8 protein-coding genes are annotated in these 17,662 nt (G+C 62.9%); 4 read left to right on the top strand and 4 right to left on the bottom strand.

The annotated features are described in order from the left end of the window. Positions 1-208: 208 nt before the first annotated feature. On the top strand, positions 209-3,310 hold the full coding sequence (locus RM1_RS26605; protein WP_218019703.1) for a hypothetical protein: 3,102 nt from the start codon (positions 209-211) through the stop codon (positions 3,308-3,310). 723 nt (positions 3,311-4,033) lie between these two features. On the opposite strand, the gene RM1_RS13570 is transcribed toward RM1_RS26605, so the two are convergent. Beyond that, positions 4,034-5,398, bottom strand: coding sequence for a TY-Chap domain-containing protein (locus tag RM1_RS13570; protein WP_072751905.1), 1,365 nt, complete (start codon positions 5,396-5,398; stop codon positions 4,034-4,036). Positions 5,399-5,551: 153 nt separating this feature from the next. Then, a complete protein-coding gene (locus RM1_RS13565) occupies positions 5,552-6,151 on the bottom strand; it encodes a T3SS (YopN, CesT) and YbjN peptide-binding chaperone 1 (RefSeq protein WP_072751903.1) in 600 nt (199 codons plus the stop codon). 345 nt (positions 6,152-6,496) lie between these two features. Between RM1_RS13565 and RM1_RS13560 the strand changes: the two genes are divergently transcribed. The 3 genes from RM1_RS13560 to RM1_RS13550 all read left to right on the top strand — a co-directional run bounded on the left by RM1_RS13560 (position 6,497) and on the right by RM1_RS13550 (position 14,451). Continuing rightward, a complete protein-coding gene (locus RM1_RS13560) occupies positions 6,497-7,777 on the top strand; it encodes a hypothetical protein (RefSeq protein WP_072751901.1) in 1,281 nt (426 codons plus the stop codon). A 399-nt stretch (positions 7,778-8,176) separates the two neighbouring features. After that, positions 8,177-8,908: an HNH endonuclease gene (locus RM1_RS13555; RefSeq protein ID WP_245816302.1), complete on the top strand. Its 732-nt coding sequence runs from the start codon at positions 8,177-8,179 to the stop codon at positions 8,906-8,908. 62 nt (positions 8,909-8,970) lie between these two features. Beyond that, positions 8,971-14,451 (top strand): DUF3320 domain-containing protein, encoded by a 5,481-nt coding sequence (locus tag RM1_RS13550; protein ID WP_072751899.1) that lies wholly within the window; start codon positions 8,971-8,973, stop codon positions 14,449-14,451. Between the two features lie 72 nt (positions 14,452-14,523). On the opposite strand, the gene RM1_RS13545 is transcribed toward RM1_RS13550, so the two are convergent. Both RM1_RS13545 and RM1_RS13540 read right to left on the bottom strand, forming a co-directional pair. Continuing rightward, positions 14,524-14,850, bottom strand: a complete 327-nt coding sequence (locus RM1_RS13545; protein WP_072751897.1) for a hypothetical protein — start codon at positions 14,848-14,850, stop codon at positions 14,524-14,526. A 555-nt stretch (positions 14,851-15,405) separates the two neighbouring features. Continuing rightward, positions 15,406-17,661 (bottom strand): GmrSD restriction endonuclease domain-containing protein, encoded by a 2,256-nt coding sequence (locus RM1_RS13540; RefSeq protein WP_072751895.1) that lies wholly within the window; start codon positions 17,659-17,661, stop codon positions 15,406-15,408. Between the last annotated feature and the right edge of the window lies 1 nt (position 17,662).

Below are 17,662 nucleotides of genomic sequence, written 5' to 3'. Positions count from 1 at the left end.
GGCCGCGAAGAAGGCTCCCGCGAAGAAGGCTCCCGCGAAGAAGGCGGCCGCGAAGACGAGCCCGAGCGCCGAACCGGGCCCATGGGTTGGAGTCGCATCGGACGGGATAAGTCTCCCCCCGTCACCTGGCAGCCCCTCGATGATGCCTCGGGGAGCAACGTTAGATCTCGGCCTAGGTTGGGATGATTTCGAGAAGCTTATGTTGGCCTTGAGTAAGGACCTGCTGGGGATCCGCGGTATCAAGATTCGGCGGTACGGCAACCAGGGGCAGGCGCAGTACGGGATCGATCTTGCTGGGCGCGAACCCGATGGCAGATACAGCGTGGTGCAGTGCAAGGAGTACGAAGCCTTTACGGAGAAGCACCTCCGTGCAGCTGTCGAGAAGTTCGTTGAGGGTCGTCCAGATCAGAGTGGACGCGTGTTTGACGCGTACAAGTTCGTCGTCGCCACCAGTGCTTCGACACAAGCCACACAGATCCAAGATGAGCTTTCCGACTTGCAGAGCGAGCACCCGGATCTAGAAATTGATCTGTGGGGAGCCGAAGTCATCAATGAGGCGCTGCGTAAGAACGCCGAGATCGTCGCGACGTTCTGGACGCAAGAGACTGCCGCACACTTCTGCACCGGCGCACCGCCGCAGGGCGTACCGGCTCCGCTGCCCGATCGGATGTTGCAGGCACAGACAGTACTTGTCGGACCCCTGAACACCCTGGATGTTGCGCCGGTCCTCAAGGATGCCGAGGCGAAGAAGGCCACCGAACCTGATGTTGCCGCCCGGCTCTTCGGAGAGCTGGCTGCAACGTTGGACCTGGCTGGCTACCGTGGGCATGCCTTTGTACTTCGGGAGAAGCAACTTGACGCACTCGAAGCGGCTGGCTCAGCAGAAGAGGCTGCTGCGTTGGCAGCGCGACTCGCTGCAATCAGTCTGCACTTCGGTGACGAGGACAGTGCCGCACAACAGAGCCGACGGCTGGATAAGATCGCAGGTGTCGGCCTCTCGGCTCTCGTAGCAGGCTCCCCCCACGTGGAGGCGTCGCCGGCCACTAAGAGACACGCTGAGCTAATCCGTGCAGCTGTTGACAGCATCCATGAACCGCTCGGCGACCTCGGTGTATTACGTGAGGCCCTGACCGAACCTACGGCCGGGGAGGTGCCCGCCTACCAGCCATTGCTGGTGCTCCTTCTCTGTGAGGTGTTGGATGCGAATGACTCAGGTGAGCTACCGGATCTGGATGGGCTTTTACAGAAGGCTTTGGAACAGGTAGCTGAGCACCCAATCGATGACGTTCCAGACGACATCGCACTCCGACTGCGCCTGGTCCGAAGTGGATACGACTCGGTAGAGGCGCAAGACGTAGACAGAATGGCGCGGCACCGGCTCTTCCCTTCGAAGAGTCACTCAGCACTGGTATTTGCCAGGTACGCGCGTCGATCTGCTCTGCTCGGTGAGACCGAAGACGCCCTGGAGTACTGGCGGCGGGCGGTTGAGGATGGCATCCACGTCGGACTAACGAATGACGCCGCCAGCTGGCTGTATGCGATCCGACGCTTGAATGTCTCGTACGGACCTTGGACCAGCGATTTGGAGGACGAGCACCGTCTCGCCCAGTCGCTCCGGACCACAGCAAGCGATCGGCTGCTTCCGCGGTACCGAGACCCGCGAGAGCGGACGCTCAACGCGCGTGTCGCTGGGCGACCGAATGCGGCGATCATCGCGGCGCGTCGTTGGTTGGTGGACACCATCGTGACCGGCCGTTGGGCTGACGAGGCCTCCGCACTCGAGATGTTGGGCGATCTCTATCGGGACAACGCGGAACCAAATCTCGCTGCCGCGTTCTATCAGCGGGCTGGCCTATCGAAGAAACTGACGGCACTGGTGGAGGCGGTTGGTGATCTGAAGCTCACAGTTGGACCACTTGACACTGGTGCACCGTGGTGGGAATTGTCTGCTCGTGCACACCTAGTTTCAGAGCAAGCAGATCTACTCGATGACGAAGCTGCGTCGACATTGCTTCGCCAGTTGATCGATCTTGCTCGACGAGGACGTGCTGGTGAGTTGACTGACGGACCCGCCCAGGTGTTGGGAGATCAAATCATCAGCAGTACCTGCGCACTCGCACCCCGGGGTTCGGTCGAGCAAGCTGTCGAAGTGCTCGATTTGCTCAAGCATGATGTGCCGCGTGCACCGGGGCACCATCGGCGTAGTGATGGCCCACATGTCAAGGCTTGCGTCGCAATAGCAGGCGCTCATCCGGGACTGGCGGCGGTCGCGATGACCAGGCTGTTCGATCTCGCAGAAGCGAATACGCATGAAGCGTTGACGGCTCTTCTCGATGATGGTGTATTGAGATTGTTGGGGGCTAAGGAGCTTAATGCGACCGTTGTCAACGATCGCACCAGCGTAGAAACGCCTCTGACCGATGCTGAGCGCGAGAGCTTTTCTGATCGAGTGGAACGCCTGGCGGCTGAGGGTCGATATTTGTCACAGGTTGTCTTGCAGTTTGTGAAGCCACGGTCTGCGACGGTGCGTGCTGCCGCGGAAGAGGCACGCGATCGTATTCTCACGCGGCCCGAGCCAGACATGAGCAGCGCGGCACATGGGGCTGGATTGAATGCCGACGCACTATTGGTTCAGTTGCTGGGCAAAGAGGACCAGAAACTGTGCATTGACGCACTTCTGGCGATTGCGTGCGATCCGCGCGAAACAGCGGAAAGTCGGCAGGATGGACTTTCTGGTGCGAGCTACCTGATGAGCTCGCAGCCTTCTTCGGTACGTCAGGATGCTCTTGATCGGAGTCGAAGCTTCGTCGAGGGTGGCCAAGATGGGAGTGCTCTTGATGAGATGACTGGACCATCACACCCGTTGTCGACGTTCAAGGTGAATCTGGGATCGTCGTCATTGCGTGGCGCTGGCCTTCGATTGGCGTTCAGTTCGGCAGAAAGTCGAGATGAACTCGATTGGGTGCGTGAACAGGCGGTCGTTCTAATAGGGCTTAGGGACAGAACTGATGTCTTCGCGGCTGCCCATGTTCTCCGTGGACTTCCGCAGGAAGTCACGGCGATTGTGGATGCCAACTTATTGAGCGGTCACTCCGAGCGGTGGGTACGTCAACTAGCCGCGGTGCTCAGCCTTCGAAACGTGAGCCAGTACGAGCTTGCCGCAACTCGGCTCGCGAAAGATCCTGATGCACGGGTTCGGCGGACTCTCGCTCAAGCCCTTACTTACGCGGACGCATCCCCTGGCATGGACGCTCTGAGGCAACAGTTGCGGAACGATCCAAGGCACAGTGTTCGTAGTTTGCTCGGGTAACTTCAACTCGCCGCATACCGCCGTGACACGCCAGCGGATCGAGGTTCATTGTCCATTGTTTCAAGTCGTGCGAGATCACGTGCGTGTCAAGCACTGATCCTCAATTTGACCACGATGGTCCCGAATACGGCGGTGGTGTGGGCTTGTGCGCTTTGTGAATGACGGAGCGTCCTACCGCCGCGATGTGACCTTTCATGGAGAAGGGAGTGGTGTATAGAGCTGAATAGGAACAGTCCGTTGCGGAGTGTGCCTCGGTTTCGTCTTGTGTGACTGGTCGAAGATTGCAGATCCATAAGGCGAACAGTGTCGATTCCATTGCTAAACTCGACGATTTCACCTTCCCGGTTTGGATTGTAGTGGGCGATTTCAGGCTGGTGCCGTTTCGATCGGCTCGACGGTAGCCCCATACCTCGGTGTGACGAACCCTGGCCACTCGCTCGGGGTAGTGGCCACCGGGGTGATGCCGAGGCTGCCCTTGACGTGCTTGCAGAAATCCGCGCACGAGTAGGCGCAGCCCCGCCATCACAGTCATCGACGCACTGGTTCGGTGTCTCGGAATACGTATCGGTTCGCGAATCGCGCTCTACCTAGAACAGGCCTTCAACACCGAAATCATCACGCACACCCATCAGCCCGCGAGCACGACAGTCACCTGAGTATCCCTCACGGCGTGCTACCCGCCCAGGCGCCCAACGCCGAGTGCATGAGTGTCTTGGACGCGGATCACGCGGTCCCGGACTCCGATGCTAGCTCAGGGGGGTCGTCGAACAGGGTGAGCTCGGCCGGGTCCTCGAACAGCTCCATCTGCCGCGGTGGTTCCACGGGCGGTGCGGGGGTCAATCCGGGGCGGGAGAAGCTGACGACCCGGAGGGCTCCGCTGAGCGCGGCCAGCGTGTCGGACCAGGCCGCGGCCTCGCCCTCGCACAGTGCGATCTCGTCCGGATCCGCCTCGGCGCGAGCCTTTTCCAGCGAGCCCCGCCACTCAGCATCGCGTTCCGCACTGATCCGCATGTATTCGAGGATGGTGGTGCGGTCGCGTTCGCAGACGTCGGCGGCCATTTCGGCATCGAGGTCCCCCTCACCGAAGAGCACCAGCTGCATCACCGCCATCAGAGACGGCGGCACGTCTGGGACGCATTCGTGGTCCGTGGCGGGTGAGGGGGTGGTGCGGTAGCCGACGGCGTCGAAGCGTGCGGCGAACGCTCGGTCCACGGTCGCGAGGAACGCGGTGATGCGGTCGAGCAGGTCGGTCAGATGTCGTGGCACGAAGGGAAATCCGGGCACCTCGATCACCGCGTTGAGGCGATCCTCGCGGAGGACGAACCGCAGGTGCGACCAGCGTGCGGTGAGGTCGGCGACCGTCTCGGCGGCGCGGGTCCGGCCGCCGATCCGGTAGAGCAGCGGCACCCACAGCCGGACGACGGGTTCGGTGGCGTGCGGGATGACGAACACCGCGTGGCCCTCGAGGGTCAGGACGAAGTCGCCGTCGCTGTCGACCTGCGGCTGGTCGCCGAGCAGATCGGTGAGGGCGGCCTCGACGAGATCGCGGAGGTGGTCCGGGTCGCGCGGGGCGACCGCGAGCATCGGGTCGACGTCCGAGGCGAGCCAGTCCCGCACGGTGGGTCCGGCGAGATTGGCGCCACGGCTGCCGATGGCCTCGGCCCGCAGGAAGCTCGGGTGCGGCACGCTCCAGACGTCGCGGAAGGCGGAGACGGCCATCGAGGCGAGCTGGTCGGACCAGCGGACGGTGCGGTCGAGGAAGTGGGCGGGCGAGCCGTCCCCGGGGTCAGCGTCGGGCGCGCAGGTGGGGTGCTGCCAGCCCAGCTCGATCAGCAGCGCCTCGTCGGCGGGGGACAGGGCGAAGCGGGGGTCGAGGAACGCGTTGGAGGGCACCTCGCAGCGCACCAGGTCCTCGGCCCAGGCCAGAAACTGCACGCAGGGGAGATAGCCGCCGACGCCCGGTTCCTCCGCGAGCTCGACCACGAGGATGTCCTCGCCGCGCATCGTGCCGATGTGGTCCGCGAGGGTGCCGCGAAACTCGCGCCACGCCAGTTCGACGGCCTGGTCGAACTTTTCGAGGTCCGGCAACGGTGTGGTCCTATCTGCAGCGTGCTCCGGCCGCACTTCCGACCGTCGGCAAGCAGGGTAACGCGAGGGACCGACATTCCGGCCCAGGACGCGACGGAGCAGGCGCCCGGCTTTTGCCGAGCGCCTGCTGCCTTCGGGCTTGGTTGGGTTCGACTACGCGGAGGTAGTCGGTGCGGCCGCGGTGATACCGAGGTCGCCCTCGACGTGCTCTCCGTTGTCGCCGCACGCGCAGTCGCCGCCGCAGCCCCCGCCGCCGCAGTCACCGGCATAGCTATCGTCGTCGGCGTCGCAGTCGAGGGTGCCGCCGAACCGGGCCGCGAAGTCGTCGTCGAGGTCGTGTGTGAGGTCGTGGATCTCGTCGATCAGGTTGATCAGGTGCTGCGGCGCGAACGGGTCCGCGTCGACGAGCGTCGAGACCAGCAGGTGCTCCTCGCTGAGCGAGAAGCGCAGCCGCGGCCACTCCTCCGACAGCGCGACCAGCTGCGTGGTGGCCTGCGCGCGGTCGGTGATGCCGGTGACGATGGACGACCACACGTGCAGCTGCGGGCCGTCGTCCGCGACCGTCACATACACCGCGAAGCCGTGCACGGGGATCGCGATGTCGCCGTCCTCGTCGGTGTCCGGCTCGGAGCCCAGCAGCTCGGCCAGGGTTCGCACGCACAGGGCGTGCAGCTGGTCGTGCTGCTCGGTGACCACGGCGAGTGCGCCGTCGATCCGAAGCGGCTGGTCGTCGGTGGTGTCGTGGTCGCTCATGAGTCCTCTGTCCTGCGCCGGACCAGGGGTACGGCTGGCCGCTGCTGTAGATGGCTGGGTGTGCGGGTCCACGGTAGCGCGGGGTGGTATCGGTGGGTCGTCCGGTGGGTGACGGGCTGTCGCCTCGAAGCGTCGGTTGGGTGATCGTTCGAGGGCCAGATTGCGGGTACCAACAATTCCTGCGCGTGGGTCGCGGCTGGAGATGAGTTTCGGTCGGTCTGCGTTGCCTGACGAAGTTGAAACCGGGGAAGTGGTATGGATCTGTCGTAGGTTGTCGGAGTCGCGTGTCACGCTGTCGTGTGTTGGCGGGCGGTCGAGTCGCCGTAACGAAAGGTGTTCCCTGTCATGACTGTGTCCTCGATCGAACCTCTCGATGGCGACGACGAGAATGAGGGCGCCGATCTCACTGTCGTTCCGGATGAGTTCGGAGCCCTCGTCATCGGTCCAGACCATGTCATCGAGCGGTTCGAGTCGGAATGGGCCGAGTCCCACGGGCCAGGCACAATCGCCGTACCCGCTAATCGAACAGCGGCAATTGCGGTTGAGGCCGGTCGGGCAATCCTGAAGTCGCAGCGCTCGCCATATCTTGCCCGCTATGTTGGCGGACGGCAGTTGTGGGATCAGCTTTCGAGGCCGCCTGCAGGAACAGTCGTGACCTACCACAAGATGACGCGGTCGGCGAAGACCGGAAAGATCCTGTCGAATCCGCAAGTGATGCCAACAGCATTGGTTCCAGGCGCCGGACAGGTCATGCTGGGTCTCGCAGCGCTCGAGATGGCACTCGATCAGATGGCAGCCCGAATCGACGAGCACCTCGACATCATCGAAGACAAAGTCGGCGACGTGCTCAAACTGGCTTCGGCGCAGCGACTGGGTGACGTGTACGGGCATCAGCGGATCCTGCAACGCCGAGTCAAAGAGCTTGCCGATGGTTCTGCATTGACAGACACCGACTGGTCCAGCATTGCCGCATTGGGTGCTGACCTCGAGGTGGGCGTCGAACGATTGCGGCAACACGCGATTCAACTACTCGCCGAGATTCGCGTCGAGGATACCGCTGACAAACGCGCTGATCAGTTGAGAAAGGCGGTCGACAAGGGTCTGCTCAGGGAGACACTTGGTTTGCTCCTCGTCGCTCAGCAGTCGCTATACCTGTGGCAAAAGCTTCGACTCGAACGTGTGAGGGTGGCGGAACCGGGCTACTTGTCGCAAACGCTGGAGAGCGCCAGAAATACGTTGCGCGAGCATCTCGACGCCGACCATGAACTGGCCAGCGAATTGCGGAGTGTCCTCGACACCCACGCAGTCCTTCGTGTATCCGAGGTTCACCGTCAATTGGCCGGGCGAACCCTGACCAAATACCGTGAGCCCTTGGTGCGGAGCGTGGACGATTTCATCGCCGCACGTAACCTGCAGGTCGACGAATGGATAGGGTCCGATCATGCGAGAATTCGCGATGCATTCCTAGCCGCGCGGGCGCAGGGTGCGGCGGCTGTCAATGCGAGTAGGAAACAGATCGCGGGCGGGGCGAACAGACTGGCGCGATGGGTCGAACCAAATAGTGGTGTTAGCGAAGCCGATTCGTCGGATCCGTCTCCGAACCGGTCAGATGGCAGCGAGGCCTGACCCCGACAGGACTAGTCGGATCTCAGTTGTGAATCCGTAGGGCCCTGCTGAGCTGCCTCGGAGTGAACCAATGCGCAGACGGGTACTGGCGCCGGGGCCCCGAATGGCCTGGGTACTCAAGTGGAGAGGTTGAGGATGGTACGGCGAGAACTCAGGGAGTTCCTCGATCCGACACCGGCGATGCTCGCCGACCAGTGGCAGTCCCTACTCGCTAGATCGGTTGTTCCGCCGGGGACTCGTCAGGTTCATTTTGTCCCGTGTGAGGTGGTGTTGTGCCTCGGCGCCTCGCTTCTTGTGGATCACAGCCGATTCGGAAGCTCGACTGCCAGCAAGGCGGGATACCCGGTTCAACACCTGGCAAGTTTATTCAAGCGCCCACCCACCAGCGTCCTTGCGAAGATGGCCAACCTGGACGGCAGCAGAAGTAACGGCGGATATCATGAAATCGAGGTGTCGGCTCGCCTAATGTCAGACAGCGCATTGCTACAGGACGTGTACCTGAGAATAATGCGTGCGGCACGATCCGCAGGAATCGACAGCGTAAGACTCCCTGACTTCCTTCAACTGGAAGGTGGCGGTGCACTGTGGCTTTCGGGGCAGGAAGAACTCGTTGAGAGTGAGATCGAGGCGTCACTTGAAGACGCTCTGGTGAAGTGGTCGGCCGAGCGTGATGACGTGCCTATCAAAACAACCCAGCGTCTCCTCACTTCAACCGTTCGTGTGGGACAACACCGCTTCGCAGAGCGCGTGCTGGCGAATCACCAACATCGCTGCGTGTTCTGCGGATTGAGCGGAACCATAGGAGGCAAGCGTCGTCCCCGGATGCTCACGGCCAGTCATATCAAGCCGTGGCGAGACAGCACCAACAAGGAGCGCCTCGACCACCGAAACGGCTTCACAGCCTGTCCGACTCACGACGTCGCGTTCGACACGGGTCTGATTACCGTCGACGGCGATCTACGGGTTCACTATGCGTCGGGCGTCGAGGCCGACTTCGCCAAACACGGTCCGCTTCGCAATGCTCTGGGAAGGCCGCCGCTAGCGGATCGACTCGTCATGCCGGATAGTGCCGAACGGCCAGATGTCCGTTACTTGGATTGGCATCTATCGAGAATCTTCGTTGAGTATTAGGACCCCCGCTATTTGTGTCACTCTCTGCCGCTACAGTTCCCCTCGACTTGGCTTCAGGAGAGGTGATCGTGACGGGGATAGCGAACGACGAGCGGGTTGGCGTAGACGAGAACGCACTGCCCGCGGCGGTGGCACATCGACTCGAACGCCAGCTCACCTCGTGGCGTGAGAAGCTGCTCGCGCTTGATCGGCGTCAGCGGTTGCTCTACTTCAAGCACACCAAGAGCGGGTCGCTCGAGATTGGGCACCCGGGCGCCGAGGTTCTGCTCGCGATGGTCAGCGCCGGCGAGGTTCCGGTGCGACCTCAGCCGGCGGACGGCGAGGAGCTGCTGGCCAGATCCATCATTGTCACGAACAAGACCGCGGACACCCTCAAGACCGGGCTTGGCAGGCTTGATCAACAGTCGCAGCAGTCGTACGCAGACCGCGGGGTGTGGACTCTGCATCTTGGCCTTGGGATGCTCCGGTGGGTCGATCCCAGCGATGGGGCGGAGGTGGACAGCCCCATCCTGATGGTGCCCGTCCAGCTGAAGAAGACAGGTTCCGATTCGCCATACGTGCTTTTCCGCGCAGAGGACGACATTACGGTCAACCCCGCCCTCAAACTGAAGATGGAGGACTGTGGGGTCACACTGCCCGACGTTGATCCAGATGTGCCGGACCTGCTAGCGCTGACGGAGGGAATCACACACGCGATCCGGGGGCATGCCGGGTGGTCCATCGTCGACCGGATTGTCTGTACTGCGTTCACTTTCCACAAGGAGGCGATCTACCGCGACCTGCTCGCTAACGCCCAAGCTGTTGCATCCCATCCGATGGTGCAGCTGTTGGCAGTGGGTCCTGACGCGCCGTCGGCAGGTGAGTTCGCGTTTGACCCATTGCCGGTCGAACGACTTGACCATGCGTATCCGCCCGAGAAGATGTACAGCATCCTTGATGCCGACTCGAGCCAGCGCGGATGCATCCTGGCGGCCTCGGATGGCCGCAGTTTCGTTATGGACGGACCGCCCGGCACCGGCAAGAGCCAGACGATCGCCAACATGATCGCCGAGTTGATCTCGTCGGGGAAGACGGTGCTCTTCGTCAGCGAGAAGGCCGCCGCGCTGGATGTCGTCCGCGATCGCCTGAGCGTCGCGGGACTGCAGCAGTTCTTATTTGAGCTGCACAGTCACGCCGCCACCCGCAAGCAGGTTGTGCAGGAACTGTCGAAGACTCTCCACACGCGAGTCTCGGCCACTCGTGCCTTCACTGAGGGCGACGCCGGGCGCCTTGTCAGGACACGCGAGGAGCTCAGTGCGTTCGCCGAGGCGATGAACGAGACCCGGACGCCGCTGGGGATGTCGGTGTTCGAGGTGGTCGGCCGACTCGAGCGATTGCCGGAACACGTTGACGCCTCTGCCGATCCGGGCGCGCGATGGACCGGACTGGATGCGACGAAACTCGTGGTGTTGCGCGAGCATGCGACCCGGCTTGGGGGACTGTGGCACGTCGCCGAACGGGGCGACGACTTTCTTTGGCGTGGGCTCGAGCGCGGGGACCTCGGCGCGCCGGAGGCTCGCGAATTCAAACGAACCGCGAACCGCGGTGCGGAGGTCGCGTCGGCGCTTGGGGTCAGGTTGGACACCGTCGACGCGGCGACGGGGCTGCGGCTCCCGAGGAACGCGGACGGCATCGCGCGACGCTCGTCGCTGTTGCGACTGCTCGAGGCCCCGTTTGAGGTCCCAGTGGTGTGGTTCTCGCGACCTAGCCTGACGCCCGCCCGAACCCGGCTTGAGGAGGCTCGGTCGGCGGTCCGGAACATCGACGAACGGTCGCGCAACCTGGAACGCCTGGCCGGGCAGCGGTGGGACGACCTGGACGAGGGCTGGCTGGACGCACTCGCCGCAGGGGCGAAGGACCCGCTGCTCACAGGTGCCGCGGTGCCGGGTACGGTCGACGAGCTTCAGCGTCGACTGCGGGAGGTGCCGACTCAGCTCGGACCGATCCTCGCCGATGCGGTGCAGCTGGCTGATCTGCTCGGTGTCCCATCGACGAGCATGACCGCCGCTCGTGCCGGAGAGCTGGCCGAACTCGCGGCGCTCGGCGCTGTGGTTGAACGGCCCGAGGGGCATTGGCTCAATGCCGCGCTGCAGAACCAGATCGCCGAGTCGATCGATGCGATGGACAAGATGGTCGACCACGCCCGTCGCCGCCAGGACGCGATGCGCGAGCACTTCACGCCGGCCGCGCTCGAACTGGACATCGGCTCGCTCGCGTTGCGATTCCGGGATGTGCACAAGGGATTCGGGAAGTTCTCGAAGTCCGCGCGCGAGGACCGGAAGGCGCTCCGCGCCGTGACGGTGACCGGGAAGGTCGACAAGGCGCTCATCGCCCGGCTCGAGGAAGCAGCCAGCTGGCAGCACGCCGTCCAGGAGCTCGGTGTCGGTGAACAGTCCCACGCACCAAAGCTGGGCGCTTCCTACCAGGGGCTGGCAACCGACTTCGCCAGCCTGCGTCTGGCGCTGGATAACGCGCGCAGGGCGGCAAACCTCGCCGGGATCGACGTCGACGGGGCAAGGCTGACGCGTCAACTGGCCAACGGCGGCGCCCCGGATCCGGCGCTGGTCCTGGTTGCACAGCGCCTCGGTCCGGCGGTGGAACAGTGGACGCGGTTTGCTTCGTCGTTCTCGGAGCACCTCGACGGGGCGGCAGCCCGCAACCGCTCGATCGAGGAGCTGACCGGGTGGGCACTCGGTGCGGTTGAGCGTCTGACTCCGGTCCGGGATTCGCTCGGTCAGATTTGTCTGGTGGCGCAGCGGGAGGTGCGCCTATCCGACGCCATCTCGCTGATCAAGGATGCACGCAGCGTGCGGGAGAGCCGAGCGCAACTGCAGGCTGCAGCTGTGGGCGACCAGGAGTTGTTCGGCGACATCGAACTCGGCATGTCCACGGACTTTGACTTTGTCGCCCGACAATTGGAGTGGGCCGAGGATGTCCGCGCCTCGGTTGGAGTTCCGATCCGGCCCGCTGCCGCTGCGAAGCTTGGTTTTGTCACCATCCCCGCAGCCGAACTCGACGACGTAAACCGGAACTGGGAGACGGTGCGCGACGAGCTGTTAGGCCACTTCTCGACGGGACGCCATACGGAGTTGGCGGTGGACCTCAACGACGACATCGATGCCGCGGCCGAACTGCTTGCCGAGATGGAGCAGTCCGCGGTGCCTGACATCGAGAATTGGTGCGAATTCACCCGCCTTCGCGAGTGGGCGCACCAGCAGGGGTTCGGCGACGTGCTCGCGGAGCTGGCGAAGGACCGGCGGTCACCGGAGGCCGTAGGGCAGTCTCTCGAGTATGCAGCGTTGGAGTCCTGGGTCGACGAGGCGGTTCGCACCGATAGTCGGCTGCAGGGCTACAACGCGGACAACAGAGATACGGCCGTGGCCGAATTCAAGGACCTCGACCGTGCCCTGGTCGCAGACGCGCACGCACGGGTTATTGACATGTGCAATGCGCGGGCGCCTAAGTCGCTCACCAGCAAGCCCGCACAGGTCATCACGCGGGAAGCGCAGAAGAAGACACGCCACAAGCCGGTTCGGCAGCTGATGGAGGAGGCCGGCTCGCTGGTTCAGGAGCTTAAGCCCTGCTTCATGATGAGTCCGCTGTCGGTCTCGCAGTACCTCCCGCCAACGGTCCGATTTGACGTGGTGATCTTCGACGAGGCGTCGCAGGTGTTGCCGTCTGATGCGGTTAACTGCGTGTACCGGGGAAGCCAGCTCATCGTGGCCGGCGACCAGAAGCAGCTTCCCCCGACCGACTTTTTCGCCGTGTCAGACGATGCCGCGGACGAGGAGGATGACGAGGTTGACGTGTTCCAGTCGGTGCTCGATCTCGCCAAGGGCGCCGGTGGGCTGACTTCGCTGCCATTGAATTGGCACTACCGCAGCCGGCACGAGGACCTCATCACCTACTCGAACTACCGCTTCTATGACGGCAAGCTGTTCACCTTTCCGAGTGCGGTCTTTGATGCACCAAACCTGGGCGTGGAGCTGTTCCGCGTGAACGGCACATATAGGCGCGGCACGACCCGAGACAACCCCGCCGAGGCGGTGAAGGTGGTCGAGCGGGTGCGGTACTTCGCCGAGAGCCATCCCGAGGAATCCATCGGTGTGGTGACTTTCTCTACGGCTCAGGCCGATGCGGTGATGGCCGAGATGGAGCGCCAGTCCGAGGCGCACCCGCGGCTCGCTGCCCTCCTTGGTGACCACGACCGCCTCGATGGCTTCTTCGTCAAAAGCCTTGAGAACGTGCAGGGTGATGAGCGCGATGTGATCGTGTTCTCGCTCGGCTACGGGCCAGACGAGAACGGCAAGTTCACCATGAACTTTGGCCCGCTCAACAGGGAGGGGGGTTGGCGTCGTCTCAACGTCGCCATCACCCGTGCCCGTAAGCGCGTCGAGGTCGTCTCGTCATTCCGCGCTGCGGAGATGTCAGCGACGACAAACGAGGGTGTACGCCACCTGAAGAACTACCTCGACTTCGCGGAGCGTGGACAGAAGGCGCTGGCGCTCGATCTGGAGGAGAGTCTCGGTGACGTCGAGAGCCCGTTCGAGGAGCAGGTGATCGATCGGATTCGCAGCTGGGGCTATGAGGTCGTGCCGCAGGTCGGCGTCGCGGGGTATCGGATAGACATGGCGGTCCGCCATCCGGACCGCCCGGGCAGCTACGCGATCGGCATCGAATGCGATGGCGCCGCCTATCATTCGTCGAAGACCGCGCGGGACCGGGACCGCCTCCGCGAGGCGGTGCTCCGGAATTTGGGTTGGGAGATTCACCGGATCTGGGGCTTGAGTTGGTGGCGTGACCGGGACGTGCAGGAGAAGCGGCTGCGAGAGGCGATCGAGAACGCCATCTCCGCCGAGGATCGAGTTGCAGCGCGGTCGCCAGAGCGCGCGATCGAACGACCGCAGATCGAGGTAAAGGACTTCGATTTCGACGCGAAGCCGGAGTGGGCGACCGAGTACACAATGGTTGGCGAGGCCCGAGGCTGGCATCGCGATCCCAAGACCGCTGAGGGACAACAGGATCTGCGGGCGTATTTCGTTCAGGTGATCGAGGCGGAAGCGCCCGTGCACCGCGATGTCGTGTACGAGCGGTTCAAGCAGGAGTGGGGAATTCAGCGCCTCGGCGCAGTCCTCAAGCGGAGCGCCGATAGCTCGCTCGCGGCAGCCAACATAAGGGGTCGTTCGGTTGCTCCGGGTGCTGACGGGGTGTGCCGCCTGCCGGATCGGCCGGCGCCGGTCGTACGCGTACCCGTCGACGGGCAGCCGCTGCGGAAGATGACCCATATCCCGGAAGAGGAGCTGGATCTCGCCGTCGCCCACCTGATCAAGGATGCCCACTCGATGGATGCGGATACCCTCGCGCAGCAGGTGGCGCGGTTGTTCGGATGGCAGCGGGCGACCGAGGACATCAGGTTCACGGTCGAGCTTGCCGTGGAGCGGTTGGTCGGCGCCGGCGATGTCGCGCGGGCGGAGGATGGGGAGCTGTCGATCGTGTTCGAGTAAGGACGATAGGCGTCCGGGCGGGAGAAGGTAGCTGCAACACCGCCCGGACAACCTCCGGATCAGCAGTTCCTACTATGTTCGCTTTTCGAGCCTGAGTTGCGCTGTCTCAAGATGGTCCATGAAATCTTCGTCACTCATCGAATCGATCTCGGATTGTTCAGTTCCAAAGACCGATGCCCAAGCCATTGGGCCGTACTCGGTATCGGTGAATGATATTCTCTTCTTGTTTGTGGTGAGCGCATTTATGGTAACCGTGAGAACCCCGCCTTTCGTAATGCCGTACCCGTACATGACCGGGCCAAGGTGGGGGCGTTCCAGGCCATCGTCGTAGCTGACATCGCCATCCTCATCGGCTTTGTAGTCGTATCGTTCCTTAATAAGTCGAAGATCTACACTCATTTCGGTCCTCTGTTTTGGTTTAGGTGCCATCTGTGTAGGATGGCATTTTTCGATTGGGTGTATCTGCTGGAGGCTACATCAAACAGTCACGGTAGCCTTCGCATGACTTCGCGGCTTTCTTGATCGCCTTGACTTGTTTCTTGATGCGCTTCAGGTCGTGTGGGTCGACAAGTGTCTCCTCGATGTCAGGCCAGGGTTTCTGATCGTTATCACGGAGTGATTGATTCTCTTAACCCGCTCCGCGGCTTCGTGGTAGCTAGTTCCATCCGAAGTCGAGTCAATGAATTCATTGATTCGAGCCGAGCATTCTGTAGCGCAGTGATGAATTTGGTAACTAGATCGTTTATCGCGTCGCGGTGCTCCGTGCGTGATTTCGAAATATTCTCAGCGGCCTCGACTTGATTGACTATGGTTCTCATGTATTCATCGGCGGCGTCGCTTACGGCGGGGGTTTCGTCTCGTTTGAGATGATCGAGTAACCCGCGGGCCATTGTGAGCGCTGACTTGACCTCCGCGATCCGCCAGTCTGTGTCTGATGGTTAGCGAACTATGGGGTCATCCTGCGTAATCGAACTGCTTCAGGCGGCGCCGCGCCGCATCCAGTTCCTCTTCGCTGAAGAGGGGCGCAAACCGAGGATCGAGCACCTGCGCTTCCACAGTGAGGTCGAGGCGTCCCCGTTCCCACAGGTCAGCAAACCCGTCAGACACTGTGGGCGAGGCGAGCAGCTTCTTCGCCGTTGCCAGCGGCCCGATGTCCGCGAGCATGCTGCGAAAGTAGGTGGCGTTGTAGCGGGCCTCGCGGCGTGCCCGGTCGTACCCATCGGACAACTGCCGGCCCAGCTCGAGGATGAGTACGTCGTCGTTGCCGGACTCTTCCACAACAGAGTCAGTGGGTTCGCCACCGGCCGCCGCCTCACCGCGGCGAGCAACGTAACCGAGGAGCGCGTCGACGGACGTGAAAACCTCGTATCCGAGTTCCTCGAGCCGGGGCAAGTCTGCGTCTTCGGCATCGAGCTCCAGGACCACCGGATTGCCCTGCCCAACCTGTAGGCCGTCCGCCCAGAACGCCTCTGCGACGGCGAGAACGCGGCCGCTGACCGGGTCGGCGATCTCGGCGTCGGTGGTCGGCGCTGCAAGGCCGAGCCGTTGCAGCTCGGTGATCATGTCGCGAATCTGTGCGGTGCGCGGGTCGTCTGACTCGTCGGCGACGACCGTGACCCGCTGCAGTCCAGGCTCGTCGAGGGATCCCGTGCCGGAACGTAGCCCCTCTAGGAACGACTGCGCGGCCTCGGCGAGCAGTTCGCGTCGGGCAGCGAGAAACTCAAGATAGTTCTCGACCTTCCACAGCTCGGGATCGGTGGGGATCCACTGCGAGGCAAGAACGCCGGGGTTCTTCGCCTCGACCTCTGCCAGGTACTCCTCCGGCGCCCGTTTTCCGATCTGAATGTTGGTTTCCTGCGTCAGGAAGCAGAAGTTCGCCAAAGCGTTGATTTCACCGCGGTCGTAACGGTCGCGCATCAGCGCCTTCGGGAAGATGTGGTGGATCTGTAGTGACGACAGCTTGCCGAGCAGCTCCGCCTTGAGGGCGAGTCCGCTACCGAAATCGCGGGCGCCACTGACCCTAGTGAGGAGGTACAGCAGCGGATAAAACCGGGCGCCCCGAGTAGAACCTTCGAAGTCGTCGGGCAACACTTCGAGCTTGCCGCCGCGGGTGCGTTCGAGCGCGGCGATGAGCCCGTCGATGCCAGCGCGCTTGACGGTCTCGTAGTCCTGCTGAAGGTAGGTCTCGGTTGAACCGCTGAACCTGCCCCACAGAGCCGTGTGCACGTACCAGTACAGCACCTTGTCGCGGTGTGCGGCGTCGTCAAACCGGCCGCTGTGCTGTGAAAGCAGGTACGAGACAACAGGAGCCGCATATCGGCCCATGAGGACTCGATCGTGGTCGAGGCCGAGGCGCCCGGACACCGCGTTGAGGAACGTCCCCACGTACTGGACGGAGGAGGTGAGGGCCTCCTCGAACTCTGGTGCCGATACCTTGTCGAGTGCGGAGAACAACGCGCGACCGGTTGCCACAGCGGTGGCGTTTCGTAGCAACCAGTCCAGGCTGAAGTCGTAACCAGCCTTCTTCCATCGGTCCAGGTCGTCGCGCATTTCGGTCCGCGCGTCCGGCCACTGGGCGCACAACTTCGCCAGCGCGAGGTCGCCCTTGGACAGCTTGGTGCCGCCGGAGTTGACCTTGTTGAAGATGTCGACAACCTCGTCGACGGACTTGCCGGCCCCGGTGATCTTCTCCTGGTTGAACTCTCGTTCCTTGACCTGCGCGAGCTGATTGAGCCGGTTCAGGTAGGTGGTATTGGACTCAGGCTGGTAGGTGAACCGGGTCAGGTACGCCATCGGCCCGTTCTGGAACAGCTCGGTGACGCTGACCCAGGTGGGGTCGCCGGACATCTTGGTCGGCGCAAAGAACTCGAAGATCTCGTCCTCGACGTTGAAATACAGCCCGGTGAAGGCGGTCGCGTCACCTTCGAAGAAGGGCGGTGGAGTACCGCGTACCACGCCGTACATCGAGGTGACGCGCTGCTGGCCGTCGAGCAATAGCTGTCGAATTCCGGCGGCGGCCACGGATCCGCGCACGGACACGCCGTCTGATGTCGTCTCCCACATCAGCAGCCCACCGACGGGGTACCCGAGGTACAGCGAGCGCATCAGTCCACGGACCTGGTCGCGGTTCCACACGTAGCCGCGCTGGAACTCGGGAAGTAGTACCGTGCCCGAGTCGATCTCGTCGAGCAGGGTGGACAGCTTCGGCATG

This window comes from Rhodococcus maanshanensis NBRC 100610, from assembly GCF_001894865.1.
In the GTDB taxonomy this organism is placed as follows: Bacteria; Actinomycetota; Actinomycetes; order Mycobacteriales; family Mycobacteriaceae; genus Rhodococcus_G; species Rhodococcus_G maanshanensis.
Note: the sequence above shows the minus strand (reverse complement) of the source record. Positions and strands in the feature narration are given on the sequence as shown.

What these genes read in the sequence shown, in the direction of transcription:
- RM1_RS13545 (WP_072751897.1), bottom strand. Translation starts at nt 14,850, where the DNA reads ATGAGTGTAGATCTTCGACTTATTAAGGAACGATACGACTACAAAGCC.
- RM1_RS13540 (WP_072751895.1), bottom strand. Translation starts at nt 17,661, where the DNA reads ATGCCGAAGCTGTCCACCCTGCTCGACGAGATCGACTCGGGCACGGTA.
- RM1_RS13565 (WP_072751903.1), bottom strand. Translation starts at nt 6,151, where the DNA reads ATGAGCGACCACGACACCACCGACGACCAGCCGCTTCGGATCGACGGC.
- RM1_RS13555 (WP_245816302.1), top strand. Translation starts at nt 8,177, where the DNA reads ATGGCCAACCTGGACGGCAGCAGAAGTAACGGCGGATATCATGAAATC.
- RM1_RS13560 (WP_072751901.1), top strand. Translation starts at nt 6,497, where the DNA reads ATGACTGTGTCCTCGATCGAACCTCTCGATGGCGACGACGAGAATGAG.